This is a genomic window from Kitasatospora sp. NPDC093550 (assembly GCF_044764985.1).
In the GTDB taxonomy this organism is placed as follows: Bacteria; Actinomycetota; Actinomycetes; order Streptomycetales; family Streptomycetaceae; genus Kitasatospora.
This window is the reverse complement of the sequence record NZ_JBIWJF010000007.1, coordinates 131,484-155,776: the sequence shown is the minus strand read 5'-3', so window position 1 is coordinate 155,776 and position 24,293 is coordinate 131,484. Positions and strand designations below refer to the sequence as shown.

Annotated in this window: 24 protein-coding genes; 9 read left to right on the top strand and 15 right to left on the bottom strand. The window is 74.1% G+C overall.

Annotation, left to right across the window (positions count from 1 at the left end; translation table 11 throughout):
- Positions 1 to 265: 265 nt before the first annotated feature.
- Genes ACIRD3_RS13545 through ACIRD3_RS13525 form a run of 5 tightly spaced genes read left to right on the top strand, consistent with a single transcriptional unit; the run spans position 266 to position 4,697 of the window.
- Positions 266 to 700 carry a hypothetical protein gene (locus ACIRD3_RS13545; protein ID WP_402215052.1) on the top strand — a complete coding sequence of 145 codons (435 nt, stop codon included), beginning with the start codon at positions 266 to 268 and terminating at the stop codon, positions 698 to 700.
- A complete protein-coding gene (locus ACIRD3_RS13540; protein WP_402215049.1) occupies positions 697 to 2,589 on the top strand; it encodes a GMC family oxidoreductase in 1,893 nt (630 codons plus the stop codon). Before ACIRD3_RS13545 ends, ACIRD3_RS13540 begins: the two co-directional genes overlap by 4 nt.
- On the top strand, positions 2,586 to 3,428 hold the full coding sequence (locus tag ACIRD3_RS13535; protein ID WP_402215047.1) for a hypothetical protein: 843 nt from the start codon (positions 2,586 to 2,588) through the stop codon (positions 3,426 to 3,428). Before ACIRD3_RS13540 ends, ACIRD3_RS13535 begins: the two co-directional genes overlap by 4 nt.
- Entirely contained in the window at positions 3,425 to 4,090 is a 666-nt protein-coding gene (locus ACIRD3_RS13530) for a DUF402 domain-containing protein (RefSeq protein WP_402215045.1), read from the top strand. The genes ACIRD3_RS13535 and ACIRD3_RS13530 overlap by 4 nt, the downstream gene beginning before the upstream one ends.
- A 37-nt stretch (positions 4,091 to 4,127) precedes the next feature.
- On the top strand, positions 4,128 to 4,697 hold the full coding sequence (locus ACIRD3_RS13525; protein WP_402215042.1) for a hypothetical protein: 570 nt from the start codon (positions 4,128 to 4,130) through the stop codon (positions 4,695 to 4,697).
- Between the two features lie 100 nt (positions 4,698 to 4,797).
- Here the strand turns inward: ACIRD3_RS13525 and ACIRD3_RS13520 are convergent, their stop codons facing one another.
- From ACIRD3_RS13520 to ACIRD3_RS13485, 8 genes are all read right to left on the bottom strand, one after another.
- On the bottom strand, positions 4,798 to 6,084 hold the full coding sequence (locus ACIRD3_RS13520) for an MFS transporter (RefSeq protein ID WP_402215039.1): 1,287 nt from the start codon (positions 6,082 to 6,084) through the stop codon (positions 4,798 to 4,800).
- Positions 6,081 to 6,620: an ArsR/SmtB family transcription factor gene (locus ACIRD3_RS13515; RefSeq protein WP_402215037.1), complete on the bottom strand. Its 540-nt coding sequence runs from the start codon at positions 6,618 to 6,620 to the stop codon at positions 6,081 to 6,083. The genes ACIRD3_RS13520 and ACIRD3_RS13515 overlap by 4 nt, the downstream gene beginning before the upstream one ends.
- A gap of 27 nt (positions 6,621 to 6,647) precedes the next feature.
- Positions 6,648 to 7,664 carry a bile acid:sodium symporter family protein gene (locus ACIRD3_RS13510; protein ID WP_402215556.1) on the bottom strand — a complete coding sequence of 339 codons (1,017 nt, stop codon included), beginning with the start codon at positions 7,662 to 7,664 and terminating at the stop codon, positions 6,648 to 6,650.
- A gap of 44 nt (positions 7,665 to 7,708) precedes the next feature.
- Positions 7,709 to 8,113, bottom strand: a complete 405-nt coding sequence (locus tag ACIRD3_RS13505) for a hypothetical protein (protein WP_402215034.1) — start codon at positions 8,111 to 8,113, stop codon at positions 7,709 to 7,711.
- Positions 8,110 to 8,997, bottom strand: coding sequence for an oxaloacetate decarboxylase (locus ACIRD3_RS13500; RefSeq protein ID WP_402215031.1), 888 nt, complete (start codon positions 8,995 to 8,997; stop codon positions 8,110 to 8,112). Before ACIRD3_RS13500 ends, ACIRD3_RS13505 begins: the two co-directional genes overlap by 4 nt.
- Before the next feature lie 199 nt (positions 8,998 to 9,196).
- The gene (locus ACIRD3_RS13495) at positions 9,197 to 9,556 is read right to left on the bottom strand and encodes an Lrp/AsnC family transcriptional regulator (protein WP_402215029.1); all 360 of its coding nucleotides are present in this window, start codon (positions 9,554 to 9,556) and stop codon (positions 9,197 to 9,199) included.
- A gap of 146 nt (positions 9,557 to 9,702) precedes the next feature.
- Positions 9,703 to 10,572 (bottom strand): class I SAM-dependent methyltransferase, encoded by an 870-nt coding sequence (locus ACIRD3_RS13490; protein WP_402215027.1) that lies wholly within the window; start codon positions 10,570 to 10,572, stop codon positions 9,703 to 9,705.
- A 192-nt stretch (positions 10,573 to 10,764) separates the two neighbouring features.
- On the bottom strand, positions 10,765 to 11,343 hold the full coding sequence (locus ACIRD3_RS13485; RefSeq protein ID WP_402215024.1) for a PadR family transcriptional regulator: 579 nt from the start codon (positions 11,341 to 11,343) through the stop codon (positions 10,765 to 10,767).
- Positions 11,344 to 11,561: 218 nt separating this feature from the next.
- Between ACIRD3_RS13485 and ACIRD3_RS13480 the strand changes: the two genes are divergently transcribed.
- Positions 11,562 to 12,971 carry an MATE family efflux transporter gene (locus ACIRD3_RS13480; RefSeq protein WP_402215021.1) on the top strand — a complete coding sequence of 470 codons (1,410 nt, stop codon included), beginning with the start codon at positions 11,562 to 11,564 and terminating at the stop codon, positions 12,969 to 12,971.
- 111 nt (positions 12,972 to 13,082) lie between these two features.
- Here the strand turns inward: ACIRD3_RS13480 and ACIRD3_RS13475 are convergent, their stop codons facing one another.
- The 3 genes from ACIRD3_RS13475 to ACIRD3_RS13465 form a co-directional block, all read right to left on the bottom strand.
- Positions 13,083 to 14,489 (bottom strand): MFS transporter, encoded by a 1,407-nt coding sequence (locus ACIRD3_RS13475; RefSeq protein WP_402215018.1) that lies wholly within the window; start codon positions 14,487 to 14,489, stop codon positions 13,083 to 13,085.
- The gene (locus ACIRD3_RS13470; protein WP_402215015.1) at positions 14,486 to 15,076 is read right to left on the bottom strand and encodes a TetR/AcrR family transcriptional regulator; all 591 of its coding nucleotides are present in this window, start codon (positions 15,074 to 15,076) and stop codon (positions 14,486 to 14,488) included. Before ACIRD3_RS13470 ends, ACIRD3_RS13475 begins: the two co-directional genes overlap by 4 nt.
- A gap of 340 nt (positions 15,077 to 15,416) precedes the next feature.
- On the bottom strand, positions 15,417 to 15,596 hold the full coding sequence (locus tag ACIRD3_RS13465) for an antitoxin (RefSeq protein WP_402215013.1): 180 nt from the start codon (positions 15,594 to 15,596) through the stop codon (positions 15,417 to 15,419).
- A 283-nt stretch (positions 15,597 to 15,879) separates the two neighbouring features.
- Between ACIRD3_RS13465 and ACIRD3_RS13460 the strand changes: the two genes are divergently transcribed.
- Together ACIRD3_RS13460 and lpdA are read left to right on the top strand one after the other, a co-directional pair.
- The gene (locus tag ACIRD3_RS13460) at positions 15,880 to 17,448 is read left to right on the top strand and encodes a M28 family metallopeptidase (protein ID WP_402215554.1); all 1,569 of its coding nucleotides are present in this window, start codon (positions 15,880 to 15,882) and stop codon (positions 17,446 to 17,448) included.
- Positions 17,449 to 17,770: 322 nt separating this feature from the next.
- Positions 17,771 to 19,177: a dihydrolipoyl dehydrogenase gene (gene lpdA / locus ACIRD3_RS13455; RefSeq protein WP_402215011.1), complete on the top strand. Its 1,407-nt coding sequence runs from the start codon at positions 17,771 to 17,773 to the stop codon at positions 19,175 to 19,177.
- Between the two features lie 194 nt (positions 19,178 to 19,371).
- On the opposite strand, the gene ACIRD3_RS13450 is transcribed toward lpdA, so the two are convergent.
- From ACIRD3_RS13450 to ACIRD3_RS13435, 4 genes are all read right to left on the bottom strand, one after another.
- A complete protein-coding gene (locus ACIRD3_RS13450; RefSeq protein ID WP_402215008.1) occupies positions 19,372 to 19,707 on the bottom strand; it encodes a GNAT family N-acetyltransferase in 336 nt (111 codons plus the stop codon).
- A 110-nt stretch (positions 19,708 to 19,817) separates the two neighbouring features.
- Positions 19,818 to 21,320 carry an ArnT family glycosyltransferase gene (locus ACIRD3_RS13445; RefSeq protein ID WP_402215006.1) on the bottom strand — a complete coding sequence of 501 codons (1,503 nt, stop codon included), beginning with the start codon at positions 21,318 to 21,320 and terminating at the stop codon, positions 19,818 to 19,820.
- 368 nt (positions 21,321 to 21,688) lie between these two features.
- Positions 21,689 to 22,519 (bottom strand): MBL fold metallo-hydrolase, encoded by an 831-nt coding sequence (locus ACIRD3_RS13440; RefSeq protein WP_402215003.1) that lies wholly within the window; start codon positions 22,517 to 22,519, stop codon positions 21,689 to 21,691.
- Positions 22,512 to 23,411 carry an NAD-dependent epimerase/dehydratase family protein gene (locus tag ACIRD3_RS13435; protein ID WP_402215001.1) on the bottom strand — a complete coding sequence of 300 codons (900 nt, stop codon included), beginning with the start codon at positions 23,409 to 23,411 and terminating at the stop codon, positions 22,512 to 22,514. Before ACIRD3_RS13435 ends, ACIRD3_RS13440 begins: the two co-directional genes overlap by 8 nt.
- A 288-nt stretch (positions 23,412 to 23,699) precedes the next feature.
- Between ACIRD3_RS13435 and ACIRD3_RS13430 the strand changes: the two genes are divergently transcribed.
- A complete protein-coding gene (locus tag ACIRD3_RS13430) occupies positions 23,700 to 24,293 on the top strand; it encodes a GNAT family N-acetyltransferase (protein ID WP_402214998.1) in 594 nt (197 codons plus the stop codon).

Genomic DNA, 24,293 nt, shown 5'->3' with positions numbered 1-24,293 from the left:
TCGCTGCCCGTTGCCGATCACCGCTGATCGGCATCCCCTGCGGAATGGGTGGTCGATCGGGCGCCAGGTGATCAAGTCCGGGCAGATTCAGGCAACGGGTTTCCGGAGGTGAGGGCCGGCGGCAGGATCGGGATGGCAGGTCCGGCCGTGCGACGAGGCGCGGTGCCCCGGGCCGGTCAGGGTCTCGGGGGCTGTCATGTCTTGGCCACTCGGTCCCCGGTCACCGATGCCGTGGCCGTCCGCTGCCGATCGTGGGGGTGCCCGCGTGTCCCTGTCCGATGACCCTCCGGCCGACTACGACCTGGCCGAGAGCCGGGACCCCGTCGAGGCCGACCCGGCCTACGAAGGCTACGGAGCCTACGAGGGCGACGAGGGCGACGAGTTGGCCGACCTCGACGAGTTCCTGCGGGTCTGCGCCGAACTGACCGGCTTCGACGTACCCGAACTGCGTGCCACCGGCATGGCCGACGAACACCACCGCACCGCGCTGGCCCACCGCGTGCGCGACGAACACGCCCTCGTCCACCTCTGGTACGTCGGCGCCTGGCCCGGCGAGGCCCCCAGCTCCGCCCGCGCCCACGACGGGGGCCTGGTCTGGCGGACCTTCCGCGTCGCACCACCCGGCTCCGCCGCGCCCGGACACGGCAGCTGGTCCGAAGCCCCCGAGGGCGGGGCACCCCGAGGAGGCGAAACCCGATGAGCGGCGGATCCCCGCACAGCGGCCCGGCCGGCACGCGCTGGGACGCCGTCGTGGTCGGCGCCGGCTTCGCCGGAACGTTGGTCGCCCACCGCCTCGGCGCCCGGGGCTGGCGGGTGCTCGTCCTGGAGGCCGGACGGCCCGCGCCCACCGGCGCCGAGGCCTCCACCGCCCACCGCGCGGCCGGCGGCGGACCGCCCACCTCCCCGTACCCGCACAGCCCCGAGGCACCGTCACCCGACGTCACCGACCTCACCGGCCTGCCCGACGGCGGGTTCACCGCCGGCGGACACCTCGGCCAGTACGGGCCGCTGCCCTACGCCAGCGGCTACCTGCGCGCCAACGGCGGCACCGGCCTGCTCTGGACCGGGCTCGCCCCGCGCATGCACCCCGAGGACTTCCGCACCGCCGACCTCGGACACGGCCGCAACTGGCCGCTCGGCTACCACGACCTGGAACCGCACTACCGCGACGCCGAGCAGGAGATCGGCGTCGCCGCCGATGCCGGGGAACAGCGCGACGCCGTCGGGTTACCCATCCCGGACGACTACGCCTTCCCGATGCGCGCCATCCCCGCCAGCTACCTCGACCGGCAGCTGGCCGACGCGCTCGACGGCCGGACCGTCCACGACCCCGCGATGCCCGGCCCCGCCCGACTCGCCGTCACCGCCACCCCGCACGCCCGCAACGGCGTGCCGACCCGCCCGGGCTCCGCCGCCGGACCGCTGTGCGCGGGCAGCTCCGGCTGCGTCCCGGCCTGCCCGACCGGCGCCAAGTACACCCCGCTGCGCACCCAGGCCCGCTGGGCGGCCGGGGTCGAACTGCGCACCGACGCGGTGGTCAGCCGGGTGTTCGCCGATCCTGCGACCGGGCGGGCCGGGGGAGTCGAGTACCGGTCGGGCGGCCGGACCCACCGGGTCGAGGCGGACCTGGTGGTCCTCGCCGCGCACGCGATCGAGAACGCCCGGCTGCTGCTCCTCTCCGGCCTGGCCAACCGCAGCGACCAGGTCGGCCGCAACCTGATGGACCACCCGGCCCTGCTCACCTGGGGCCTGATGCCCCGCCCGGTCGGCCCCTACCGGGGGCCGGGATCGACCAGCGGCCTGGAGGCCTTCCGGTTCGGGCCGGGCCGCGACCGCCGGGCGCCGTTCCGGATCGAGTTCGGCAACTGGGGCTGGTCCTGGGCCGGCCGGGCACCGGAGGACGAGGCCGCCGCGCTGCTCGCGGCCGGCCTGCGCGGCAAGGAACTGCGTACACGCCTCGGTGACCGGCTGGGCCGTCAGTTCTCGCTCCAGTTCGAGCTGGAACAGCCCGCCGACCCGGCCAACCGGGTCACCCTCGACCCGGACCGGCGTGACCCGCTCGGCCTGCCCGCACCGGCCGTCCGCTACGACCTCTCCGGGTACGTCCGGGAGGGCATGGCCTCCGCCCGGGCCGTGTCCGACCAGCTCTTCGCCCTGCTCGGCGCCGAGGACCACACCGCCTACCCGGCGACCGGCTGGCCCGGACGGCTCGAACACCGCGGCACCGTGCACGGCTACCGGGGCGCGGGCCACGCCGGCGGCACCCACCTCATGGGCGACTCGCCCGCCACCTCCGTGGTCGACCAGTGGCAGCGCTGCTGGGACCACCCCAACCTGTACGCCGTCGGCTGCGGCTCGATGCCCTCGCTCGGCACCTCCAACCCCTCGCTCACCATGGCCGCACTGGCGCTGCGCAGCGCCGAGCGGATGCACCGCGACCTGCAGGAGCTGCACCGCCCGGCGGCCGTGTCGGCTCCGGCGGCCCCCCGCACCGCCTCCAGCCCTTCCTCGGCCTCGTCCTCTTCCTCGCCGCTGTCCTCGCCCTCGCCCGTGTCCTCGTCTCGCCCTGTGTCCTCGGAGCCCTCATGACCGGCCTGCCCCTGCCACCCGTCCCGGAGCCGTACCACCTGCCGTTCCACTACGGCGCGTTGCACAACATCGGCGTCGACTACCTGGTCGACCGCGAGCGGGCGCGCGAGCTGCTCGGCAAGCGCCACCCCGGACTGCACGCCGCCGCCTTCGACGGCGGGGCCTGCGTGTCGCTCAACTACCAGCTGTACTTCGCCCAGTACCCGAACGGTGGCGGCATCACCCAGGAGCTGGAGATCAACCTGATCGCCCACCCGGTGTTCGCCGAGGACCGGATCCCGGTCGTCAACTACGGCCAGTACGCCCGGGGTTACGATCAGACCAAGCTGCTCGGCATCGCCCGGCTGCACGTGCTCTGCGACAACCCGCTGGCCATCGACGCCGGGCGCCGGCTCTACGCCGAGCCCAAGCACCCGGGCTGGTTCGAGACCACGCTGCCCTCCCTCAACGCGCCCGCCGTGCGCGAACGCTGGTCCGTCTCCTGCCGCCGCGCCACCCTCGGGCCCGACGGGCTGGACCGCCACGACGAGGAGCTCCTCGCCCTGGACGTGAACCTGGCCGGCCTCACCCCCGAGTCGGTCAACAACACCCCGATCACCGGCTACGGCACCGACGACGAGGGCAAGCTGCTCGCCGGTCCGCTCGACGTCTACCAGCCGTACCGCTACTACGCCCTGGACGACCGCACCGCCGACCGCGTCCGGCTCGACCTCGGCAACCCCGCCGAGGAGTCCGCCCGCGACCTCGCCCACCTGATCGCCGACGCCCCGGCAGCCGGGGTCTGGACCTACCAGTCCCCGCCGGTCGCCGCCCACAACCGCGCCTACTACGTCCGATGACCGGCGCTCCCTTCACCCCGGGGAGCACCGCCGTCCGCCGGGACATCGCCTACGGCCGGGTCTGGACCGCCATGCCGTACACCGTCCTCGCGGACGACGGCGCCACCCTGACCCTGACCGCCCGCCCCGGCACCGAGTGCCGGGCCCCGTCGAGCTGGACCACCTCCCGGCGCGCGGGGGACGTCGCCGCCCGCAAGCGCGGCATCGACGACCTGGCGGCCCGCCACTGGGAACTCGACCACTGGGTCTGGCGCGACACCGTGGTGCTCAGCCGCTTCGCCACCGGGGAGCCGTACAGCGTGCACCGCTTCCTCACTCCCGAGGGCCGACCGCTGCGGTGGTACGTCAACTTCGAGCGCCCGTACCGGCGGACGGCCATCGGCATCGACACCCTCGACCTCTTCCTGGACCTGGTGATCACCCCCGACCTGTCCGCGCACACCTGGAAGGACGAGGACGAGTACGCCCAGGCCCGACGGCTCGGCCTGATCGACGAGGCCACCCACCGGGCGGTGGACGCCGCCCGCGACCTCGCCCTCGTCCAACTCCGGGACCGCACCGGCCCGTTCGCTCCCGATCCGGACGCCTGGACCCTGCCGCCCGCCGGGCCCCTGCCGGTCCTGCCGCCCACCGCCCTCAGCGCCCCGGCCGAAACCCGCTGAGCGGCGGAGCGCTTGCCTGCTAGGGTCGCGCCTCGACATGGACGACACCGAACGTCACCACACCGAACGTCACGACACCGAACGTCACGACACCGAACGTCACCACACCGAACGTCACGACATCGACCAGAACGGAACCGAACGGAACGGCGCCGACCGGATGGACGACGTCGAGGCGCTGCGCCACCTGCACGACGCCGGCGACTACCTCCGGCTGGCCGAGCGGACCTCCCACCCGGAGGTGCTGCGGCGGCTGGCCGTGGGCGAGTACTCCTTCGTCTGGCACGCGATCGCCCGGAACGCCGCCGCACCCGCCGATCTGCTGGTCGCACTGTCAACCCGGCGGCACAGCACCTGGAACGACAACCACCTGCTCCAGCTGCTCGCCGTCCACCCCGCCCTCACCGGCGCGGACCTGGACGGGCTCGTCGACCTGCTGGCCGCGCGGCTGCGCGAGGGCGACCGCCCGTACGCCGCCGTGCTGGCACTGGCCCGGCGGCCGGAACCGTCGGCCGAGCGGCTGCACGGACTGGGGCAGCTTCCCGGGGCCTCGACCCGGCTGCGCCGGGGGATCACCCGGGCGCTCGCGGCGCGCCCGGAGCGGTGAGCCGGGCCGTGGGCGGCGCCTGTTCTGTCCGGAGGCCGGGTGGGTCCTCGTCAGACCCCGCGGTGGCCGGACGCGTCGCGACGCTGAGCCTCGTGGGGCCCTACACCGCGCCCGCCGGCACCGGCTCCCGGGAGTCCTGGCGGTCCGGATCACCGGCCGGGGCGGCGGCACGAAGCGCCGCCTCGACCCGGCGGTTGCCGGTCATGGTCGCCGTGACGGCGGTCATGGTGAGCAGGAGGCCGGCCGCGGTGTAGAGCGGGGTGCGCACGTCGTAGGCGGTCGCCAGCCAGCCACCGAGGAAGGCGCCGAACGGGGCGGCGCACATGCCGAGCATGCGGGAGGTGGAGGCGACCCGGCCCATCAGGTGGGCGGGGACGATCGCCTGTCGGAGGGAGGGGCCGAGCACCATGGTGGCGCCCATGCCCGCGCCGCAGACCGTGAGCGCGAGGCCGGCGACGTACGGGTTCGGGGCGACGGCAAGGCCCAGGATCGCGAGCCCCTCGACGGCGGCCGTGCAGGTCAGAGCGGTGCCGGTGCCGAGTCGCCGGCCGAGGAAGGAGGCGATGCCCGCGCCGAGCAGACCGCCGGTGGCCTCGGCCGTGAGGAGCAGGCCGAAGCCGAAGGTGCCGGTGCCGAGACGGTCGTGCGCGAAGAGGGCGAGGACGGTCTCCACGGCGAGGAAGGCGATGTTCCCGACCGCCGGACGCAGGGCGAGCCCGAGCAGCAACTGATCCCGGAACACGTACGAGGCGCCGTCCCGCGCCTGCCGAAGCAGCGACTCACGGGCCTGCGGCACGGGCCGGCGCGCGGCGGGCAGCGACCGGACGAGCAGTGCGGAGAGCGCGAAGGACAGCGCGTCGGCGAGCAGCGGAACCGCCCGCCCGAGCGCGAGCAGGACACTGCCCGCGGGCGGCCCGGCGAAGCCGGACGCGGCGGTCTGGGCGCCGCGCAGGCGGGAGTTGGCACGCTCCAGGAGCGCGGGGTCGCGGCCCAGCAGATCCGGGAGGTAGGCCGTGGCGGCCGTGTCGAAGAAGAGTCCGCCGAGGCCGAGGAGGAAGGCGACGGCCGCGAGCAGGGGTATGCCGAGCATGTCGAGCGCGGCCGCTGCCGCCGGGACCGCGAGCAGCGCCGCCCGCGCCGCGTCCGTGACCCACATGGTGCGCCGACGGTCCCAGCGGTCCACCAGCGCACCGCCGAGCACCCCGAAGAGCAGCCACGGCAGGGTGCCGGCGGCCGTGACGACGGCGAGCGACATCGGATCCCGCGTCAGCGTCAAGGCGAGCAGCGGCAGCGCGGCATGTGTCACCCCGTCACCGAGGGAGGACACCGTCTGTGCGGTCCACAGCCGTCCGAACCCGGTCGGCAGCTTCCGATCGTCCGCGGTCACTTGTTCTCCCCCTCGGCCTGCTGGGACGCTGCCGGGTGGAACAGCGCGAAGACGAGCGAGGCGTCCGGCAGCGACGGATCGGACAGCTCCCGGTACTCGTCCGCCAGCGCCTGCAGCCGCGCCCCCAGCTCCGCGAACTGCTCCTCGGTGAGCCGCAGATGGGCCATCCGTACGTGCCGTTCGCCGTCCGCCGGGGACGCCTCCAGGTCCGCCACCGCGTGCCGCATCAGCACATCCGGCCCTCCCTCGCCCGGATCCGGCAGCACGATCGACCGCGCGGCCATCGCGTAGTACCGCTCGTTGACCCCGCGCACCTTCCGCGTCCGTACCACCTTCACCAGGCCTGCCCGTTCGAGCAGCCGCACGTGGTAGCTGGAACTCCCCTTGGCGAGGCCCACCCGCTCGGCGATCTGGGTGATCGTCGCGGGCTCGAAGCGGAGCACGGCCATGATCCGGTGCCGCGTCAGATTGGAGACGGCGCGCAGCTGCTCGTCCGTGGTGACGTGAAACGTCTCGGGAAGATCGTCGTTGGACATGCTCCAATGGTCAACGTTTCTTGACCATTACGCAAGGGGGTTTGGTCCGGGCTTTCCCGAGCCGTGTGAACCCCTCGCCGGCGCGGGGCCCCTGCCCGGGGCGGCGCCCCTGCCCGAGGCCCCGGCGGGAGCCCGGGCCCAGCGGCCGGCCAGCACCGTGCCCACCACCAACTGGAGCTCGTGGTAGAGCATCAGGGGCAGCAGCATCAGCCCCGCCTCCGGCCCGAACAGGACGGCGGCCATCGGCAGCCCGTTGGCCAGACTCTTCTGCGATCCGCAGAGCACCGCCGCGATGGCGGCCGCGCGGTCCAATCCCAGCAGCCGCGCCCCGAGTCCGGTGGCCGACAGGGCGGCGGCGAGCAGGACGAGCAGCACCGTGAGGAGCCCGAGCAGGGCGTTGGGCGTGGCCAGGCCCCAGATGCCCTGGGTCACCGCCGCGCTGAACGCCGTGTAGACGACGAGCAGGATCGAACCGCGGTCCACCGGGGTCAGGGCCCGTCGGTGGCGGGCCAGCAGGCCGCCGATCCGCGGCCGCAGCACCTGTCCCAGCAGGAACGGCGCGAGCAGCTGCAGCCCGATCCGCAGCAGCCCGCCCGCGGACAGCTCGGCGTGCGAACCCAGCAGCCAGGCCGCCAGCAGCGGGGTGAGGACCAACCCCGCCAGGCTGGAGTAGGTGCCCGCGCAGATCGCCGCCGGGACGTTGCCCCCGGCGGCGCCGGTGAGCGCCACCGAGGACTGCACCGTCGACGGCACCAGGCAGAGGAACAGCACCCCGGTCTGCAGCTGGTCGGTCAGCGGCAGGGGCGTGAACAGCGCGGTGGCCAGCCCGAGCAGGGGGAAGAGGCCGAAGGTGGCGGCCAACACCAGCGTGTGGAACCGCGGGTGGCGCAGCCCGGCCAGCGTCTCGCGGGTGGAGAGGCGGGCGCCGTAGAGGAAGAACAGCAGGGCCACCGCGAGATCGCAGGCCGCCTCGGCGGTCCGGGCCGCCGCCCCCGAGGCCGGGATCAGCGTGGCCAGGCCGACGGTCCCGGCCAGGGCCACCATGAACGGATCGAGCCGGCGCGGCAGCGATCGGCTCGGCGGCTTGGTCACGGGCCGCCTCCCGCCACCGGGCGGAGCGAGGGCCCGGCCGGGAGCCCCGGCGGCCCCGCCGCTCCCGTCTCCGCCGGGGCTCCCGGTGTCCCCGATGCCCGCGGTGTCCCCGATGCGCCCGGTGCCAGCAGACCGCCCACCAGGGCGCCCACGCCGTCCTGGTCGCTGCCCGCCGAGCCGCTGCCGTTCTGGAGATCGGCCGCCCGGTCGATCTCCAGCCAGGAGTCGGCGTGGGAGTTGTCCACGACCGTGATGAGACTGCCGCCGGCCTCCGCCGGAGCCGCTCCGCCGATGAGCAGCGCGCACGCCCCGGCCAGCCCCAGCGTGCCGGTCCGCAGCACACCGGCCCGCGAGGCGCCGGCCGCCGGGGGCGGGCCCGGCCCGCGCAGTCGGGCCGTCACGCGCCCACCGCCGTCAGCCGCCGGGAGCGGGAGACGTTCCGCTCCAGCAGTTCGGTGGACTCCCGAACGCCGATCTGCCGGCCCTGGTCCGCCGTTGCGGGCAACCGCCCGTCGGAGACCTTCAATCCGGCCAGCGCCTCCTCCATCGCCCGGTGCGCCGCGAACAGGCAGGGCGTGCTGTAGATGGCCACGTCCACCCCCAGGTCCGTCAGCTCGGAGAGCGACAGCCGGGGGGACTTGCCGCCCGCGATCTGGTTGAACAGCAGCGGCTTGTCACCGACCACCGCGCGGATCCGGCGGATCCACTCCTCGCTGCGCACGCCGTCGACCAGCACCACGTCGGCGTCCGTGGCGGCGAGCGCCCGGGCCCGGCGCAGGATGTCCTCCTCCTCGGTGGCGTCGGTGCGGGCGACCACCACGAGGTCCGTCCGGTTGGCGAGGACCAGCTCCAGCTTCTCCAGGTACTCGTCCAGCGGGAGGACCTGCTTGCCGTCCGCGTGGCCGCAGCGGCGCGGCCGCTTCTGGTCCTCCAGGATCACGCCCGAGGCGCCGATGCGTTCGAGCCTCCGCACCACGTGGCAGGCCACCTCGGGATCGACGTAACCGTCGTCGATGTCGACCAGGAGGTGGTGCCCGGGGAACGCCCCGCGCAGCCGTTCGACGAAGCCGACCATGTCGGGCCAGGCGATGAAACCGATGTCGGGCAGCCCGTAGTAGGAGGCCGCGAAGCCGAAGCCGGAGACGAACATGCCGTTGTAGTGCTCGGCCGCGATCGAGGCCGAGTACATGTCGTAGACGCCGATCAGCGGCGTGGTGCCGGGGCCCGCGATCTCCTCGCGGAGCCGCTGCCCGGGGGCGTCCGCGGTCGTGGTTCCGTGGAACAAGGCGCTCTCCTCACCTGGAGTGACTTTGCCTGAACTTGGTCGTTCCTAGACCAAACTGAGGTGCCATCACTATGCGCACTTTAATGTTCCGTGGGCAAATCTTTAAGTGAAATTCCCCCTTGAGGGTGAATCGGTGGCGACAATAGGAAAGGCCTAAAACCCGTTCATGGGACAAAGGGAAGGCCACAGGGCCCGGACATCACCGACCCCGGCGCTCCAACGGCAGCAGGGCTCCCGCGCGCTTCAAGGTGCGGACGACGGGTGCCGTCTCGATCGTCCGGATCGCGTCCGGTGCGGCGATCCGGGTGGTCGGATAGCGCGCGAGGTGCAGTGAATCCCGGCAGTTGACGGCCGCCAGCAGATTGGTGGGCCCGGTGGTGTGGGCCACCAGGGACACCTCCGGATGACCGGCCAGCTCGGCGGCCGTGGCGGCGAGCCGCGCGGGCCGTACGGACATCCACGGCCGGGCCTCGGCACGGAAGCCGAGCACGGCGGGCGCCACGTCGACCAGGAAGGTCAGCACACCGGCCCGGCGCAGCACGGCGGTCCGCCGCCGCACCCTCGGCCCGGGGGTGCGGCGAGCGGTGCGGCCTGCTCGGGGTCGAGTCGGGCGGCTCGGCCCAGTCGTCGGGCAGTCCGTGCCTGCCGAGCAGCAGACGGGCGGAGACGGAGGAAGCGCGGAGGGGGCCGCGGGGGCCGGCGGGGTCAGGCGCTCGGGACCGGGGGTGCGGCGCGGCGTTCGCGGAGGGTGCGGAGCATCCGGCGGGTCGCCTTGGTGGCGACCGGCGGCAGGAGTTCCAGGGCCAGTCGGCGGGAGGCGGAGCGCTGGACCTGGGCCGGGGTCTTGACCTGGTAGTTGAGGCGCAGCACCCGTGCCCCCGCGATGGTGTCGTCGTCCATGGTGTAGCCCTCGGCCTGCCAGTCGCGCTCCAGCAGGACCTGCCGGGCGGCCGCCGCGTCGCCCCAGGTGCCGTAGAACTTCATCGGGGTGAGCAGGACCGGCCGCAGCCCGGCGGTGAAGACCGCCTCCCAGACCGCGGCCGAGACGCCGGGGGTGTGTTCGGAGCGGTAGTCGTCCAGGGCGACCAGGCCGTTCTCGGCGAGCGCGGCCCGCGCGACCGCGATGTCCCCGGCGACGTGCTCGTACAGGTGGGAGGCGTCGACGTGGACGAACCGGCAGCTGCCCGCCGGGATCCGGCCGTCGGCCAGCACCGAGGTGGGCGCCTGCACGATCTCGGGGAGCTCGCGGTGGAACGCCAGGTAGTTGGCCTCGAAGGCGCTGCGGGTCAGCGTCTTCCGGTAGGACATCGCCATCTCGGCGGCGTTGTCCTCGTCTCCGGCCTCGGAGTCGAACAGGTCGCAGACCGTCAGCCGCTCGCCCGGCCGCAGGTGGTCGCCGAGCAGGACGGCGCTGCGGCCCAGGTAGCTGCCCAGTTCCAGGATGTCGCCGGTGACGCCGGCCGCGCTCTGGGCGGTCAGCAGGTGCGCGAAGGCGGCCCGGTCGAGACTGAAGAACCAGCCGGGGATGTCGTCCCGCTTGAGCGGCGCGGGGCGGGCGGCTGCGGTCTCGGACATGGGCACGGCGGCCTCCAGGAGGACGGCGGGGCGCGGTGGCGGGTCACGCCGCGGAGGGACGCCGAGGACGTGAGGCGGATCATCATAGCCACGCCGGGCCGTTCTGGAACCAGGTGTGGAAGGACCTGGTTCCGCCCGTTCGCCCGAACGTTCGATCCGGGTGGTCCGTGCGGCCCGATTGAGCCGTTGGGGTTACGCGAATCGATCGGACCGTTCGAACTGTTCGGGCTGTTCGGGCGCTCCCACCCGTTCCAGCTCCGCGATGGTCTCGTCCAGCCAGGCCAGCTCGGCCGCCGTGGACGCCCGGGCGACGAGCAGCATGCCGCGCCGGAACGGGTTGGGTTCCCGCTCGGCGGTGACCGGTCGGCCGTCCCCGTCGTAGAAGAAACTGCTCGGCGCGGTCAGGAAGGCGAGCCGGCGGCGGAGGACCTCGGCCTGCCGGGGCGGGTCGGCGAGGTGGTGCAGGAACGCGGTGAGCGTGAAGAACCGGATCTGGTCGGTGATCTCGGCCTGCTCCGGGTCGGCCAGCCGCCGCAGCAGCTCGGCCCGGCCGTCCTCGGTGAGTTCGAGGGTCTGGCGGGGTGCGGCCCCGGTGCCGGGCTCGCTGCGGCGGGACAGCAGGCCGGCCTTCTCCAGCCGGGCGATGGCCGGGTAGAGGGCTCCGTCGCTGACCGGGCGGACGTGGCCGGTCAGGCCGGTGATCCGGGACTTGAGCTCGTAGCCGTGCAGCGGGTGGTCGAACAGGAAGCCGAGGATCGCGAGGGTCAGCACGGTCGAAGCCCTTCTGTCGGAGTGCGCCCGGTGAGCCGTCATGCTACCTCTTGCCGATATACCTCGAAGCGATGTATCTCTATTCGAGGTTGCTGCCCGAGCCGCAGCCGGTGCCGATCAACACGGCCGGACTCGGTTCGCGCGCCGGACTCGGTTCGCACGCCGGCCCGGTCTCGGCCCGGTCCCGGCTCCGGGCGGCGGAACACAGGGGAGGAAACATGCGGGGGCATCTGTCCCGACTCACGGCGCTGGCCGTACCCGTCTACGCGGAACTGCTGTCCGGGGTGATCGCCTCGGTGATCGGCACCCTGTGGGTGGCCGGCCTCGGCGGAGCCGCGGTCGCCGCCGTCACGCTGGCCGGCACCGTCGAGAACCTGCTGCTCGGGCTCGTCCTGGTGGTCGCCTCCGGCACCAGCGTCCGGCTCTCGCACGCCCTCGGCGCCGAGGACCGCACGGACGCCGCCCGGACCACCCGCGCCGCCTGGTGGCTCTGTGCCGCGGGCAGCCTCGCGCTCGCCGTCCCCGGCTTCCTGCTGCGCGACCGGCTGGCGAGCACCTTCCTGGACGGCGAGGCGGCCGACCTCGCCGCCGGGTACTTCACCGTCGCCTTCCCGGCCTTCGCGCTGTTCGTCGGCCAGCGCGTCGTCGACGAACTGTTCAAGGGCGCGGGCGACACCCGCACGCCGATGCGGATCGCCCTGCTCTCCAACGTGCTGCTGCTCGCCCTCGACCCGCTGCTCATCCTCGGCGCCGGTCCGCTGCCCGCCCTCGGCGTCCCGGGCGCGGCGCTCGCGCTGACGGCCTCGCGCGCGATCGCCTTCGCCGTCACACTGCGGCTGCGGGGGCGGCAGCGGGACCGACTGCGCACGGAGTCGCCCGGGACGGCCGGGGGAGTGCGCGCGGCGGCGGTCCGGATCGTCCGCGCGGGAGCGCCGTTCGGCCTGGACTTCACCGCCCGGATGGCGGTCGGCACGGCCCAACTCGCGCTGGTGGCGGGCTTCGGCGTCGCGGCCGTCGCCGGGTACGGGGTCGGCTACCGGGTGCTGCTCGTCGTCACCATGGCCTTCTACGCGCTGCGCCAGGCCGCCGCTATCGAGGCCGCCCGCCTCAGCGGCGCGGGGGAGACCGGAGCGCTGCTCACCCTGCACCGGGCCACCGGACGCCTCGCCGCACTCCTCGGCGCGGTGGCGGCGGTGCTGTCGGCGGCGCTCGCCGCCCCGCTGAGCGCGCTGTTCACCGACGACCGGGCGGTGACGGCGCAGTCCGTCGGCTTCCTGCGGATGGCGGCGCTCTACCTCCTCCCGTACGCGCTGGTGGTGGCCCTCGGCGGCGTCCACCAAGCGGCGGGCGTCGGCCGCCCGCTGGTGCTCTCCGTCCTGCTCGGCCTCGGGGCCCAACTCGCCACCTCCGCGGCCCTGTCGGGCCCGCTCGGCGTGTCGGGCGTGTGGCTCGGACCGGCGGTGGGCGCGGCGCTGCAGCTGGCGCTGCTGTGGGTGCTCGCGGTGCGACGGGCGCAGCGGGCCTGGGCAGCGACGCCGACGCCGACGCCGGCACCGGCAGTGGCACTGGTGGCGGCACCGGCACCGGCCGCGGACGCCGAGGCGCGGGCGCTCCGCCCGGTCACGTGACGTGCCGCCGCCCGCCGGCGATCCCCTGCCGGGTCCGGCGCGGCGGCGGGCGGCGGTCGAACGCGCCTGGCACCGGCGGGTGTTCGCCGCACAGGCGGGCCGTCGACGGCGTCACGGGCGTGCGGCGAACCCGCCCTCCCGTTCCAACTCCGCCGTCGGGCCCGGCAGCCGGGTGGCGAGCAGCGTGCCGGCCGCCGCCACGGCGGCCATGGCCAGCGCGGCGGGCGTCAGTGCCGCGCCGGGGGCGGTACGGCCGGCGGTGGTGGTGACCAGGGCGATGCCCAGCGCGGGGCCGACGTTCATGATGGTCTGCTGCAGTCCGCCCGCGACGCCCGCCTCGGAGCTGGGGGCGCCCCGGACCACCAGCGCGGTGGCCGTGGCCATCACCACGCCGAAGCCGGCGCCGAGCAGCAGGAAGCAGGCGGCGATCGAGACCGTCCCCGAGCCGGCTCCCAGCCGGGCGGTGAGCAACGTGCCCGCGGTGACCAGGGTCATCCCCGTCAGGACGACGGTCCGTTCGCCGTGACGTTTCGTCAGCCGGCTCGAGAACGCCGCCGTGATGATCATCGCAGCCGCGAGCGGCATCGACCACAGGGCGCTCTGCAGCGGGTCGAGACCCAGCACGTCCTGCAGGAAGTAGGTGGCGGGGAAGAGCGTTCCCTGCAGCGCCGCCGAAGCCGCGAGCAGGACGCCGAGCGGCGGCGCGAGTACCGGGGAGCGGAGCAGGGCGGGCGGCAGCAACGGACGGGCGGTGCGCCGCTCGTGCCGGGCCAGCGCCAGGGCGAGGGCCGCGGACAGCGCCAGGCCGAGCACGGTACGCCCCGACCAGCCGCTGTCCGGCAGGGAGACCAGGGTCTGCACGAGACTGGCCAGGGCCAGCGCGAGCAGGGCCGCGCCCGGCAGGTCGAGGCCGTCGGGCCGCGCACCCCGCCCGACCGCGGGCGAGGCGGCCGGCGGCGGGGCGGACGGCACCGCGAGCGCCGCCGCCAGCGCGGCCGCGGCGGGCAGCAGGCCGAGGAGGAAGACCGACCGCCAGCCGAAGTGCGCGGTGAGCGCCCCGCCGACCACGGGCCCGGCGGCCGCCGCGAGCCCGATCGCAGCGGTGCGGGCCGCGATCGCGCCGGGCAGCCGCTCGGCCGGCCAGACGGCGCGCAGCATGCCGAGGGTGGCCGGCTGGAGCAGGGCACCCGCCACGCCCTGGACCACCCGCAGGGCGATCACCCAGCCGATGTCGGGGGCGAGGACCATCCCGGCGGAGCTCAGCGCGAAGCCCGTCACGCCGAGGACGAAGACCCGCCGGTGGCCGTAGCGGTCGCCGAGGCGGCCGGCGAAGACCAGCAGGGCGGCGACGGTGACCAGGTAGCCGGTGCTGGCCCACTGGACGGCGGCGACGGAGGCGTGCAGGTCGTGCTGGAGGGCGGGCCGGGCGACGGTCAGCACGGTGCCGTCGACGGCGACCAGGGCGGCGCCGGTGATGCCGGCGAGGAGAGCGAGACGCTCGCGAAGGCGCGGCGTCACCGGACGACCGGGCCGAGGTGGGCGTCCAGGGCGGCGCGCAGCAGCGGCTCGACGTCCTCGCTGCCGGTGATCAGCCGCAGGCTGCCCCAGGTGCGCAGCTGGGTGAGGCCGTGCAGGTTGGACCAGAGGGCGGCGGTGAGGGTGGCGGGATCGTCGGAGTCCGGGTGCACCTCGGCGACCAGGCCGACGAAGGTGAGGAACAGCGGCACGGTGGTGCGGCGCAGCTCCGAACCGCTGCCCTCCAGCAGGTCGTGACGGAACATCAGCTCGAACATGCCGGGGTTGGCGGCGGCGAAGCCGAGGTAGCTGCGGGCGAGCGCCTCAAGCCGGCCGCGGGCGTCCGTGCCGGTGGTGACGGCCAGGGCGTCGGCGCCCGCCATGGTGTCCGTGAACTTCCCGAAGCCCTGCTGGGCGATGGCGGCCAGCAGCTCGCGGTGGGTGGGGAAGTAGCGGCGGGGCGCGCCGTGCGAGACCCCGGCGTGGCGGGCGATCTCGCGCAGCCCGAGCGCCTGGACGCCGCCCGTCGCCACCAGTTCGACGCCGGCGGCCACCAGCCTGGCCCGGAGGTCCCTCTCCTGATCGGTCATGGACACTGTCTACCAGTCCGGCGTAGACAGTGTCTACTCGCTGCGAGGGGAGGCCCGGGCGCCACCGGCGGCATGGACGAAGGCGGCGAACCGGCCTGCCGACGGGAGCGGGTGTGCCCGGAGTGCGGACGGCCGCGCGAGCGGTCCGGGCCGCAGCCGTGCGAGAACTGCGGCGGCGACACCGGGGGGCGAGGCCTGCGGGCGGGGAGCGGAACGGAGGCCGACGCCACGGAGCGCGGGCGGCCCGAGCGCCGAAAAGCCCGGGTCCGGCCGAACGGCCGGACCCGGGCGGGCAGACGGAGCGGGCCGCAGCCCGCTCCGCCGGTCGGTCACGGCCGGATCACTGCGGCGGCGGCTCGTTGCGGAACTGGTCCTTCATGTGTTCCTGCGCGGCGTCCACCTGGCCGCTGTACTTGCCCTGAGTACGGTCGTCGACGGTGTCACCCGCCTTGTCGACGGCCTTCTCGGCCTGCTCCTCGTGGCCCTTCAGCAGGCTCTTGAGCTTATCCATCATGGACATGTGGTCACACTCCTGGATGAGACGGCCCCACTCCTCCAATATCACCGCGCATCCCCCCGTGCGCATCCCGCGGGAAGCGCGGCGGGCTTGGCAAGGCGATCCATGTCCTGTCAAATCGTGAGTTCACGGCCCGTCGGAAGGAGTCGCCTTGAAGCTGCGCCACCGTCGCTCGACCACCCCGCTCGACCGTTCCACCCGGCACGACCGCACCAACCGGCACGACAGAGCCACCCCGGTACCGCGCCCGCGCACCGCTCTCACCCGGCGGGGTGCGGGCGTCGCGCTGACCGTCGCCGCACTCGTCACCCCGCTGTTGCTGACCGGTGCCGGGAGCGCCGCCGCCGATCCGGACCCGGCGCGCAAGGGCGCCAAGCTGGCCGCCCGGCTGGTCGAGGCCAGCGACGCCGAAACGGCCCACGACACCCTGGCCGCGCTGCAGCGGTTCGCCGACCGCAACGGCGGTACCCGGGTGGCCGGTTCGAAGGGGCACGAGGAGTCCGCGCAGTACGTCTACGAGCGGGCGCGGCAGGCCGGACTCAAGGTGTCCAAGCAGGAGTTCGAGTACACCTTCTTCGAGGCCCGCAGTCAGCGCCTCGACGTTCTGTCCCCGAAGGCCGAGTCCGTTCCCGTGATCGCCATGACGTACTCGGTGAGCAGCCCGGAGGCGGGCCTGACCGCCGAGTTGGCGGTCGCCCCGGTCAGCGCCACCACCGGCTGCGCGCCCACCGACTACCCGGCGGGCGGCTTCACCGGCAAGATCGCCCTGATCCGGCGCGGCGGGTGCAGCTTCGCCCAGAAGCAGGCCGCCGCGGCGGCCGCGGGCGCGGCCGGGGCGCTGATCTACAACAACGCCGAGGGCGACCTCAACGGGACCCTCGGGGACCCGACGGCCGGGAAGGTCCCGACCGGCGGCATCACCAAGGCTGCCGGGGAAGCCCTGGCCGCGGCCGCCGCCGGTGGGCCCGTTCGGGTGACCCTCGACCTCCGCACCGTCATGGAGCCGCGCAAGACCTGGAACGTCATCGCCGAGACCCGCGGCGGCGACCCGAACAACACCGTGATGGTCGGCGCGCACCTCGACTCCGTCCCGGCCGGGCCCGGCATCAACGACAACGGCTCCGGCTCGGCCGGCATCCTCGAGGTCGCCGAGAACCTCAACGTCCACCCGGTGAAGAACAAGGTCAGGTTCGCCTGGTGGTCCGCCGAGGAGTTCGGCCTCAAGGGCTCCGAGGCCTATGTGAAGTCACTCTCCGAGGCGGATCGGAAGAAGATCCGGCTCTACCTCAACTTCGACATGATCGCCTCTCCCAACTATGCGCAGTTCGTCTACAACGGCTCCGGCAGCGCCGGCGGCAGCGCGGGCCCCGAGGGCTCGGCGCAGATCGAGCGGGACATCACCGGCTACCTGGACGGCCTCGGCCTGCCGCACGACCCGACCGCCTTCGACGGCCGTTCCGACTACGGTCCGTTCATCGACGCGGGCATCCCGGCGGGCGGCACGGACACCGGTGCCGAGAAGATCAAGTCCCCCGAGCAGGCGGAGCGTTACGGCGGTGCGGCGGGCAGCGCGTACGACTCCTGCTACCACAAGGCCTGCGACGACCTGGGCAACATCGACATGGACGCCTTCGACGTCAACATCGACGTCATCGCCCACGCCGTCGGCACCTACGCCTGGGACCTCTCCTCGCTGCAGCGGCCCGTACCGGCGCAGAACCCGGCCGGGAAGGCCGCGGCGGCGGCCGGGGCGAGCGGCGCCGGTATCAGCGGCGCCGACGGTACCGGTGCGCGCGAGGCCGGCGCGAACGACGAGGCCGGCGCGATCGGCTGCGCCGACGAGGTGACCGCCTGACGCCGGGGTGGGCCCGCTGCCGTCCTCGGGCGGCGGGCCCACCCACCCGCCGGCCACGGCATGACCTCCACACGCACCGTGACCGCGGCACGCGGACACGCCATCCGTGCCATCCGCGCCCTCCCTTCGTCACTCCCGTGTCATCGCCCCTGGTGAGCGCCGGTGCCGTCACCGTAGCGGAGACCACTGACAATCCGGCCCCGGGGCCTGTACGGTGCCGCGCGGAGCGCATCCGCCGAGACCCGGTGGGTGCGCCGAGCGCGGTCCTGACACCATGGGACCGAGATCACGACACCGTGACACCCTCGGAGGAGTCAGCAACATGAGCACGCACTACGACGTCGTCGTCCTCGGCGCGGGCCCCGGCGGCTACACCGCCGCCGTCCGCTCGGCCCAGCTGGGCCTGAAGGTCGCGGTCATCGAGGCCAAGTACTGGGGCGGCGTCTGCCTCAACGTCGGCTGCATCCCCTCCAAGGCCCTGCTGCGCAACGCCGAGCTCGCCCACATCTTCACCAAGGAGGCCAAGACCTTCGGCATCAAGGTCGAGGGCCAGGTGACCTTCGACTTCGGCGAGGCGTTCCGCCGCAGCCGCTCGGTGGCCGACGGCCGGGTCAAGGGCGTCCACTACCTGATGAAGAAGAACGGCATCACCGAGTACGACGGCTGGGGCACCTTCGTCGACGACCACACCATCCAGGTCGCGCTCAGCGGCGGCGGCTTCGACGTCGTCACCTTCGACAACTGCATCATCGCCGCCGGCGCCACCACCCGGCTGCTGCCCGGCACCAGCCTCAGCGAGCGCGTGGTCACCTACGAGGAGCAGATCCTCACCGAGCAGCTGCCGGAGAGCATCATCATCGCGGGTGCCGGTGCGATCGGCGTCGAGTTCGCCTACGTGCTGCACAACTACGGCGTGAAGGTCACCATCGTCGAGTTCCTGGACCGCGTGGTCCCGCTGGAGGACGTCGAGGTCTCCACCGAACTCGCCAAGCAGTACCGCAAGCTGGGCATCGAGGTGCTGACCTCGACCCGGGTCGAGTCGATCGACGACAGCGACCCGAACGCCAAGGTCCGCGTCACCGTCACCAAGGACGGCGAGCAGAAGGTGCTGGAGGCCGACAAGGTGCTCCAGGCGATCGGCTTCGCACCGCGCGTCAACGGCTACGGCCTGGAGAACACCGGCGTCAAGCTGACCGACCGCAACGCCATCGCGGTCGACGGCCGCGGCCGCACCAGCGTCGACCACATCTACGCGATCGGCGACGTCACCGCCAAGCTGATGCTCGCGCACGCCGCCGAGACGATGGCCGTGATCGCCGCCGAGACCATCGGCGGGGCGGAGACCATGGAGGTCGACTTCGCCATGATCCCGCGCGCCACCTACTGCCAGCCGCAGATCGCCTCCTTCGGCTACACCGAGGCGCAGGCCCGCGAGTTGGGCTACGACGTCAAGGTCGCCAAGTTCCCGTTCACCGCCAACGGCAAGGCGCACGGCCTCGGCCACCCGATCGGCTTCGTCAAGGTCATCAGCGACAACAAGTACGGCGAGCTGCTCGGCGCCCACCTGATCGGCCCCGAGGTCACCGAGCTGCTGCCGGAGCTGACGCTGGCCCAGCAGTGGGACCTGACCGTCCACGAGGTCGCCCGCAACGTGCACGCGCACCCGACCCTGGGCGAGGCGGTCAAGGAGGCCATCCACGGCCTCGCCGGTCACATGATCAACATGTGACGCACCGGCTCTGACACCGCGCCGCGCCCCCGCCGAGCAGCCGCCCGGCGGGGGCGCGGCGGGTTCGGGGGCGCGGCGGGTTCGGGCAAGGCGGCCGGCCGGGCAAGGCGGCCGGCCGGGCAAGGCCGCCGACCGGGCGTGTACGCGGGCCTCGGGGATACCCCGCGCGGGCATCCGGATCCGGCGTGGGCGCGTCAGTACAGCTGGGTCCGCAGCCAGCCCTTGACCTCCGGGGTGACCGGGTCGGTGATGTCGGTGAACTCCTCGTGCTTGGTGAGGAACTTGGCGACGTACGGGCAGATCGGCACGATCCGCTTCCCGGCCGCCCGCACGTCGGTCAGCGCCTCCTGGACGAGCCGGCCGGCCAGGCCCTGGCCGGCGAAGGCGTCGTCGATCTCGGTGTGGAAGAAGACCCGCTGCTCCTCGTGGTCCCGGTACTCGGTGAAGCCGGCGAGCTTGCCGTCCACGTGGATCTCGTAGCGGTTCCGCTCGTCCGCGCGCTCGACGACGACGCTGCTGGGAGTGCTCACGATGGGCCTTTCGGTCGGGTGGGAAGACGCTGAAGTCGATCATGGGCATCCTGCCAGTCCGCCCCGGGCCCCGGCCATACCGCCCTCCCGAGCGGGCCCGGGTGAGCCGTTCAGTACCGACGCAGCAGTGGCCACAGGTCCGCCCACGGCCGGTCCGGTCCCGCGCAGAGCACGACGGCCGCGTGCTGCTCCGTGTTCGCCGTGCCGTGCCCGTTGTCGACACGGGCGACCGGGTGGCAGGCGGTGAAGTGGTGTTCCAGGTCGGTGTGGCCCGCCGGGTGGACGAGCAGCACCGGCCCCGTGGCGGTCGCCGGTGGCGGGCCCCAGGCGTGCAGGCCCATGTGACCCGAGTACGGGGCCGGCAGGCCGAGGGCGGGCCCGTACCGCGCGAGGGCTCCGGCCTCGCCGTAGTTCGCGGTCACCAGGACGGCGGCGGCCCGCTGCTCGGCGGGGACGGCCGCCCAGCCGGTGGCGGTGGCGCGCGCGAGCTCCGGCCAGCCGACCTCTTCGCCGATGTCGGGGTCGACGGTCATCGGCGCGGCCAGCGCCGAGGCCGGCAGCACCGGCAGGGCGGCCAGGGAACTGGTGAGCAGGGCCGCGAGCAGCCCGCCGGCCAGCTTGGCGCGGTGCTCGCGTACCCAGTGGGCGTACGACTCGCAACCGGCGGCGGTGAGCGCGTACAGCAGCGGGATCGGGTAGTACGGCTTGCCGCCGGCCGCCGTCACCAGCAGGCAGAGCAGCACCCAGGCCACCGCGACCGGCCGGGCCCAGCGCAGCTCCGGCCGGCGCAGCAGCCGGCTCAGCCCGGCCAGCCAGAGGGGCGCCAGCAGCGGGGAGAGCTGGAGCGCCTGCATCGGGAGGACGAGCAGCCGCCCGCCCGCCCCGCCGGCGGCGCTGAGCCCCTGGGCGACCGTCAGTTCCGGCCAGCCGTGCGCGGCCTGCCACCCCAGGACGGGCAGTGCGAACGGGAGCGCGGCGAGCAGCGCGGTCAGCAGGCCGAGCACGGTGTGCCTTCGGGGCGGGAAGGGCCGGCGCGGCCCGGCCGTCAGGGCGCCCGCCGCCAGTGCCACGAGCAGCCCGAGCACCAGCAGCTTGTTCAGCAGCGCGCCCCCGACCGCCACCCCGAGCAGTGGCCACCAGCGGGCCTCGCCGGTGCGCGCCAGGCGGAGCGTCAGCAGGATGATCGTCAGCCAGGCGGTGAGGTCGAAGGTCGCGGTGGAGAGCAGGTGGCCGTTGCCCAGGACGTAGCCCGAGCAGGCCGCCGCTCCCGCCGCGAGCACCTGCCCGCCGCGCCCCGCGCCCAGCTCGCGGGCGATCAGCGCGGTGAGCGTGATCGAGGCCGCGGCGAGCAACGCGGGCAGGATCCGCACCCCGGTCGGGGTGGCGCCGAAGAGCTCCGCCCCGAGTCGGGCCAGCTGCGGGGTGAGCGGTGGCTGGTCCGGATAGCCCCAGGCCGGATGGCGGCCGGCGAGCAGGAAGTACAGCTCGTCGCGGTGGAAGCCGTAGCGACCCGACAGCGTGATCAGCAACGCGGCGGCAGCGGCCGCGATCCCCCCGACCGGCCCTGCCGCGAACGGCTCCAGGCGCGGCTGTGCGTCCCCCCGCGTGCGCATGCCCGCATTCTGTCCCTCCGGCACCGGGCCCGGGAAGAGTCCGGTCGTGCAGGACGAACGCGGGCCGCCCGCCGGGCCGGAGCGGATCGAGGACGACGAGGAGGGAACCCGACCGCGTCGGCGAGCACCGTGTCGTCGTCCGGGGCGGGAGCTCGTCATCCGCGACCCCACCACCGACGGTCCCGCACGAGGCCGGGCGGTGGGCGGCGGTGGGCCCGCCGCCCACCGCCGCCCACGGACCGGATAGGCCGGAGCCAACGGCTCGATCCGCCCCCGCACCGCGTCCCCGCACCGCGTCCCCGCACCGCGTCCCCGCACCGCGTCCCCGCCCCCGTCCCGGACCCGCGGTGGTGGACCGTCCGCCGTCGTCAGACGCCGGCTCCCAGGGGCGGTGCCTCTTCGAACCGCAGGTAGCGGTCGACCGAGCGGGTCAGGACCTCGTTGCCGCCGGTGGGGACGACGCGGTTCCACCAGGCGCCGTAGATCCGTTCGAAGCGGTAGCCGCCGAGGAGTTCGGCGGCGGCCCGGACGGCGCTGGGCCGTTCGGGGATGTGGTTGGCGTAGCTGTACATGATGCTGACCCAGCGGGGGTCGGGGCCGACGTTGACGACGTCGCCGGTGAACAGCGCGCCGCCGCCGGTGCGGTCGTGCATCACGGTGCTGCCGGGGAAGTGGATGCCCGGGTTGATCAGTGTCAGGTCGTCGGTGAGCCGGTGGGTCCGGCCGTTCCAGAAGCGCAGGGCGGGATCGGGGCGCCCGACCCACTGGCGGTCCGCCTCGTGCAGGTACACGGGGGCGTCGAAGGCGTGGGCCCAGTCGACCATGGCGGAGTAGAAGTGCGGGTGGCTGATCGCGATCGCGGTGATGCCGCCGAGGGCCTCCACCTCGCGGATCATGGCGTCGTCGAGGTAGGGGACGCAGTCCCACAGCACGTTGCCGGCGGGCGTGCGCAGCAGGAGGGCGCGTTGGCCGATGGCGAAGTCGGGGGTGCAGCCGATGCCGAGGACGCCGGGCCCCTGTTCCTCGAAGCGGCCCTGGTGGCCTTCCTCCCGCAGTTCGGCGAGGCTGGTCCACTGCTGGCCGTCGTGTCCGACGTACTGCCGTTCGTCGAGGCACACCGGGCAGTCGGGGCGCGGGGCGGCGTACTGGGTGCCGCAGGTGCGGCAGATGGGCAGGGTGGTGGCCAGGGGTTCAGGCACGGTCGCCTCCGGTGGCGTCGACGAGGTCGGTGGTGTCGGTGAGGTCGGTGAGGGGGTGGGGGCGGGTGGGGTTCCAGCCGAGTTCGGTGACGGCGCGGCGGCCGGAGACGACCTGGTGCAGGGCCAGGGCTTCGGCGAACGGGACGCCCACGGCCTCGGCGGCCTGCTCCACCGCCCAGGGTTCGGCCCGGCCGGTGCCGCCGGCGGCGAGGTCGGCGGCCGCTGCCAGGGCGGCGACGGGCACCGCCTCGTGGGCGACGCCGTGCAGCACGCTGCCGGGTTCGGCCTTGGTCAGGGCCAGGGCGTACAGCTCGGCGAGGTCGTCGACGTGCACCATCGGCCAGCGGGTGGTGACCGGGCCGACGTAGCGGCCGGTGCCGTGCTCGCGCGCCCAGCCGGTCATCAGGCCGGGGATGCCGCCGCCGTGGCCGTACACGATGCCGGGCCGCAGGACGACGGCCCGCACGTTGTCCTCGGCGCTCGCCAGCACCCGCTGCTCGATCCGCGGGCGGTAGCCGACGATGGGGATGGCGTTCACCGGCGCCGCCTCGTCGGCCGCCCGGTCGCCGGTGGCGCCGAGCACCCAGACGCCGCTGGTGTAGACGAACGCCCGGCCGCTGCCGCGCAGCGGTCTGGTCAGCGCGTCCACGGCGGCCGTGTCCACGGCCTCGTCGCCGGTCGGGGTGGCCAGGTTCAGGACGGCGTCGATGTCGTCGGTCACGGCGGCCCGCAGCGAGGACGGGTCGGCCAGGTCGCCCACCCGCACGTCCGCCCCGGGCGGGAGCCGGCCCGTGTCCCGCACGAAGTGGACCACCCGGTGGCCGTCCGCCGTCAGCTTCCGCACCACCGCCGATCCGACGTAGCCGGTGGAACCCAGCACAAGTACCTTCACGTTCGTTCCTTCTTGATGTGTTTCGACTGCGGGCGTACGGGAGAAGCCGGTTGGCCGCCTGGTCAGGACGACGAGCCGGGTGGTGCGGCAGCCCCGCCGTCGCCGGCCGTCCGGCTTCGGCCTCTGGCGATCATTCAGGTGTGCGACCGGGCCATCAACGCTCAAGATCGGCAAGATTCGATAATGCGGGCTTATGGCGGGGCTCCGCGGGCGGCTCGGCGGGCCAGGCCCGATGAGGGGCCGTAAAGCGTTGGACAGCCCCCCGGCCGCCGGGCGAGCATCTCCGCGATGAACACCGAACCCCACCCCGCCCCCCGACGCGTCCGCTTCGTCGAGCTCAGTGAGAAGGCGCTGCGGGCGCTCGCCGACGGCGATCTCGCCGGCGGCAGCGCCGAGGCCGGAGTCGCCCTCGACCCGCACTTCGTCAGCGACCGGGCCCGCTGGATCTTCGGCTACCGGGCCGGCCGGCTCGCCGAGGACCCGTCGGCCGCGCCCTGGATCACGCGGGCCGCGGTGTCCGAACCGGACGGGGTCGTCGTCGGCGACGCCGGGTTCCACGGGCCGCCGGACGGGGCCGGCACGGTTGAGGTCGGCTACACCGTGGTGCCCGGGTACCGCCGCCAGGGCTACGCCCGTGCCATGCTGACCGCGCTGCTCGAAAGAGCCGCCGCCGAACCCGGTGTCAGGACCGTGCGGGCCAGGATCAGCCCTGACAACACCGCCTCCCTGGCCACCATCGCCGGCTTCGGGTTCACCCGCGTCGGTGAGCAGGGCAACGAACGCGACGGGATCGCCGTCGTCTTCGAGGCCCCGGCCGACGCGATCCGGGCCAGGCGACTCACCGCCTCGGCGGACCCGGGGCCCACGCCGGTCGAGCCCTGA